The 4,863-nt window shown below is 54.4% G+C and carries 3 rRNA genes; all 3 read left to right on the top strand.

Annotated elements, in window-relative coordinates:
- Positions 1–934: ribosomal RNA gene (locus V3W46_RS13940) — 16S ribosomal RNA — on the top strand; the annotation flags it as partial.
- Between the two features lie 490 nt (positions 935–1,424).
- A 23S ribosomal RNA gene (locus V3W46_RS13945) occupies positions 1,425–4,544 on the top strand.
- A 179-nt stretch (positions 4,545–4,723) separates the two neighbouring features.
- Positions 4,724–4,840 (top strand): 5S ribosomal RNA (gene rrf / locus V3W46_RS13950).
- Positions 4,841–4,863: the final 23 nt, after the last annotated feature.

The following is a 4,863-nucleotide window of genomic DNA, read 5'->3' on the forward strand; positions in this document are numbered from 1 at the left end:
GAGGCTCAACCTCCGGCCTGCAGTGGGTACGGGCAGACTAGAGTGCGGTAGGGGAGATTGGAATTCCTGGTGTAGCGGTGGAATGCGCAGATATCAGGAGGAACACCGATGGCGAAGGCAGATCTCTGGGCCGTAACTGACGCTGAGGAGCGAAAGCATGGGGAGCGAACAGGATTAGATACCCTGGTAGTCCATGCCGTAAACGTTGGGAACTAGATGTAGGGGCCATTCCACGGTTTCTGTGTCGCAGCTAACGCATTAAGTTCCCCGCCTGGGGAGTACGGCCGCAAGGCTAAAACTCAAAGGAATTGACGGGGGCCCGCACAAGCGGCGGAGCATGCGGATTAATTCGATGCAACGCGAAGAACCTTACCAAGGCTTGACATGAACGAGAACGGGCCAGAAATGGTCAACTCTTTGGACACTCGTTTACAGGTGGTGCATGGTTGTCGTCAGCTCGTGTCGTGAGATGTTGGGTTAAGTCCCGCAACGAGCGCAACCCTCGTTCTATGTTGCCAGCACGTTATGGTGGGAACTCATAGGAGACTGCCGGGGTCAACTCGGAGGAAGGTGGGGATGACGTCAAATCATCATGCCCCTTATGTCTTGGGCTTCACGCATGCTACAATGGCCGGTACAAAGGGCTGCAATACCGTAAGGTGGAGCGAATCCCAAAAAGCCGGTCTCAGTTCGGATTGAGGTCTGCAACTCGACCTCATGAAGTCGGAGTCGCTAGTAATCGCAGATCAGCAACGCTGCGGTGAATACGTTCCCGGGCCTTGTACACACCGCCCGTCAAGTCATGAAAGTCGGTAACACCCGAAGCCAGTGGCCCAACCATTCGTGGGGGGAGCTGTCGAAGGTGGGATCGGTGATTAGGACTAAGTCGTAACAAGGTAGCCGTACCGGAAGGTGCGGCTGGATCACCTCCTTTCTAAGGAGCACGTTTCGTGTCGCTCTGTATACAGGCGAATCGCACGGACAGTCATTTCATTGGAAGTTATCTGGTGGTGGCGCTCATGGGTGGAACATTTGACATTCACGAAGTGTGCTGTTGATCGTTAGTACGACCTTCGGGTTTGGAACGGGGTTGATGGTGCGGCTGGTGTTGTGCACGCTGTTGGGTCCTGAGGGACCGGGCAGCCTTCTTCTGGTGTGGTGTTTGTTCACTGCGTCGGGTATGGGGGTTGGCTGTTGAACTCTGGGCCTTATCCCGGCGGGAGATGTTTGTCTTCTTGTTGGGTGGGGTACCGCCCGTATTTTGAGAACTACACAGTGGACGCGAGCATCATCAGGATGCGGACGTGACAGGCCGGTTGATCTTCGGATCATGCCGGTGTTTGTTGTGTCTGTCATTTCTGATAATCAATGTTCCCCGGTCTTCGGATCGGGTAAGCATTGGTCTTTGTTGTGCATATTTTGTTTGTGAAGTTTTTAAGAGCAAACGGTGAATGCCTTGGCATCTGGAGCCGAAGAAGGACGTATAAATCTGCGATAAGCCTCGGGGAGCTGATAATAGAGCTGTGATCCGAGGATTTCCGAATGGGGAAACCCCGCCAGGCCCTTTGGGTGACCTGGTGACTCCCGCCTGAATATATAGGGCGGGTTGAGGGAACGTGGGGAAGTGAAACATCTCAGTACCCACAGGAAGAGAAAACAATAGTGATTCCGTTAGTAGTGGCGAGCGAACCCGGATCAGGCTAAACCGTTCATGTGTGATACCCGGCAGGGGTTGCATGGGCGGGGTTGTGGGACTTTTCATTCGGTGCTGCCGTGCCGTGAGGATTACAGCGTCATATAGATGAATGGGATTGAAAGCCCAGCCGTAGAAGGTGCCAGCCCTGTAGTTGAAATGTGGTAATGGTCCGAAGAGTATCCCAAGTATCGCGGGGCCCGAGAAATCCCGCGTGAATCTGTCAGGACCACCTGATAAGCCTAAATACTCCCAGATGACCGATAGTGAACAAGTACCGTGAGGGAAAGGTGAAAAGTACCCCGGGAGGGGAGTGAAATAGTACCTGAAACCGTTTGCTTACAAGCCGTCGGAGCGCCCTTTGTTGGTGTGACGGCGTGCCTTTTGAAGAATGAGCCTGCGAGTTAGTGATCAGTGGCGAGCTTAACCCGTGAGGGGGATGCGTAGCGAAAGCGAGTTCGAATAGAGCGTTGTAGTCGCTGGTTCTAGACCCGAAGCGAAGTGATCTATCCATGGCCAGGTTGAAGCGACGGTAAGACGTCGTGGAGGACCGAACCCACTTCAGTTGAAAATGGAGGGGATGAGCTGTGGATAGGGGTGAAAGGCCAATCAAACTTCGTGATAGCTGGTTCTCTCCGAAATGCATTTAGGTGCAGCGTTGCGTGTTTCTTGCCGGAGGTAGAGCTACTGGATAGCCGATGGGCCCTAAAAGGTTACTGACGTTAGCCAAACTCCGAATGCCGGTAAGTGAGAGCGCAGCAGTGAGACGGTGGGGGATAAGCTTCATCGTCGAGAGGGAAACAACCCAGACCACCATCTAAGGTCCCTAAGCGCGTGCTAAGTGGGAAAGGATGTGGAGTTGCATAGACAACCAGGAGGTTGGCTTAGAAGCAGCCACCCTTGAAAGAGTGCGTAATAGCTCACTGGTCAAGTGATTCCGCGCCGACAATGTAACGGGGCTCAAGCACGCCACCGAAGTTGTGGCATTTATATTTTTGGCAGGCCTTCGTGGTCCAGCCGTATGGATGGGTAGGAGAGCGTCGTGTGGCCAGCGAAGCGGCGGTGTAAACCAGCCGTGGAGGCCACACGAGTGAGAATGCAGGCATGAGTAGCGAAAGACGGGTGAGAAACCCGTCCTCCGAAAGATCAAGGTTTCCAGGGCCAGGCTAATCCGCCCTGGGTAAGTCGGGACCTAAGGCGAGGCCGACAGGCGTAGTCGATGGACAACGGGTTGATATTCCCGTACCGCAGAAGAACCGTCCAAGCCAATCCACTAATGCTAAGCATCTGAAACCTCACTTATCGGACCCTTCGGGGCGAGAGGGTGGGATGTAGCGTGCGACCCAGAGTGGTGCGGTTAGCGTATTAACAGGTGTGACGCAGGAACGTAGCTGAGCCGGGCGATGGTTGTCCCGGTCTAAGAATGTAGGCCAAGACGTAGGCAAATCCGCGTCTTATATAAGGCTGAGACTCGATGGGTACCCTTCAGTGGGGAAATCAGTGATCGTCTGCTGCCAAGAAAAGCATCGGCGCGAGGTTCCATGTGCCCGTACCCCAAACCGACTCAGGTGATCAGGTAGAGAATACTAAGGAGATCGAGAGAATCGTGGTTAAGGAACTCGGCAAAATGCCCCCGTAACTTCGGGAGAAGGGGGGCCCCGATCGTGAACGCACTTGCTGCGGGAGCGTGATAGGGCCGCAGAGACCAGTGGGAAGCGACTGTTTACTAAAAACACAGGTCCGTGCCAAGTCGCAAGACGATGTATACGGACTGACGCCTGCCCGGTGCTGGAAGGTTAAGAGGAAGAGTTAGCCGCAAGGCGAAGCCCAGAATTTAAGCCCCAGTAAACGGCGGTGGTAACTATAACCATCCTAAGGTAGCGAAATTCCTTGTCGGGTAAGTTCCGACCTGCACGAATGGCGTAACGACTTCCCAGCTGTCTCAACCGCGAACTCGGCGAAATTGCACTACGAGTAAAGATGCTCGTTACGCGCAGAAGGACGGAAAGACCCCGTGACCTTTACTATAGCTTTGTATTGGTGTTCGGTGTGGCTTGTGTAGGATAGGTGGGAGACTGTGAAGCGGGCACGCTAGTGCTCGTGGAGTCATTGTTGAAATACCACTCTGGTCACTCTGGATATCTAACTACGAACCCTGATCGGGTTCTGGGACAGTGCATGGTGGGTAGTTTAACTGGGGCGGTTGCCTCCTAAAGAGTAACGGAGGCGCCCAAAGGTTCCCTCAACCTGGTTGGCAATCAGGTGGCGAGTGTAAGTGCACAAGGGAGCTTGACTGTGAGACTGACAAGTCGAGCAGGGACGAAAGTCGGGACTAGTGATCCGGCAGTGGCTTGTGGAAGCGCTGTCGCTCAACGGATAAAAGGTACCTCGGGGATAACAGGCTGATCTTGCCCAAGAGTCCATATCGACGGCATGGTTTGGCACCTCGATGTCGGCTCGTCGCATCCTGGGGCTGGAGTAGGTCCCAAGGGTTGGGCTGTTCGCCCATTAAAGCGGTACGCGAGCTGGGTTTAGAACGTCGTGAGACAGTTCGGTCCCTATCCTCTGCGCGCGTAGGAAATTTGAGAAGAGCTATCCCTAGTACGAGAGGACCGGGATGGACGAACCTCTGGTGTGTCAGTTGTACTGCCAAGTGCACCGCTGATTAGCTACGTTCGGAACGGATAACCGCTGAAAGCATCTAAGCGGGAAGCCGGCTTCGAGATGAGATTTCCATCCCATTTATGGGGAGAGGCTCCCAGGAGACTACTGGGTTGATAGGCAGGATGTGGAAGCACCAACTAACGAGGTGTGTAGCTGACCTGTACTAATAAGCCAACAACTTCACCAACACCACCACCCCCAACAGGGTGGTGCGAAAAACTTCTGTCAACAAGACACTCGCGTCCACTCTGTGGTTCCCGACATACGGTCGGGTCACACCCCAACCCCCCACAGGGGTTCGGATAACTAAACACGAAAGCTAACACTTCCGAACGTTTAGACACCCCATCAGGATGTCCCTAATGTTTCGGCGGCCATAGCGCGAGGGAAACGCCCGGCAACATTCCGAACCCGGAAGCTAAGACTCGCAGCGCCGATGGTACTGCACGGGAGACGGTGGGGGAGCGTAGGACAGCGCCGGACCCACCTTCAAGAAGCCCAGCCTC

This window comes from Subtercola sp. YIM 133946, from assembly GCF_036553535.1.
Classification (GTDB): domain Bacteria; phylum Actinomycetota; class Actinomycetes; order Actinomycetales; family Microbacteriaceae; genus Subtercola.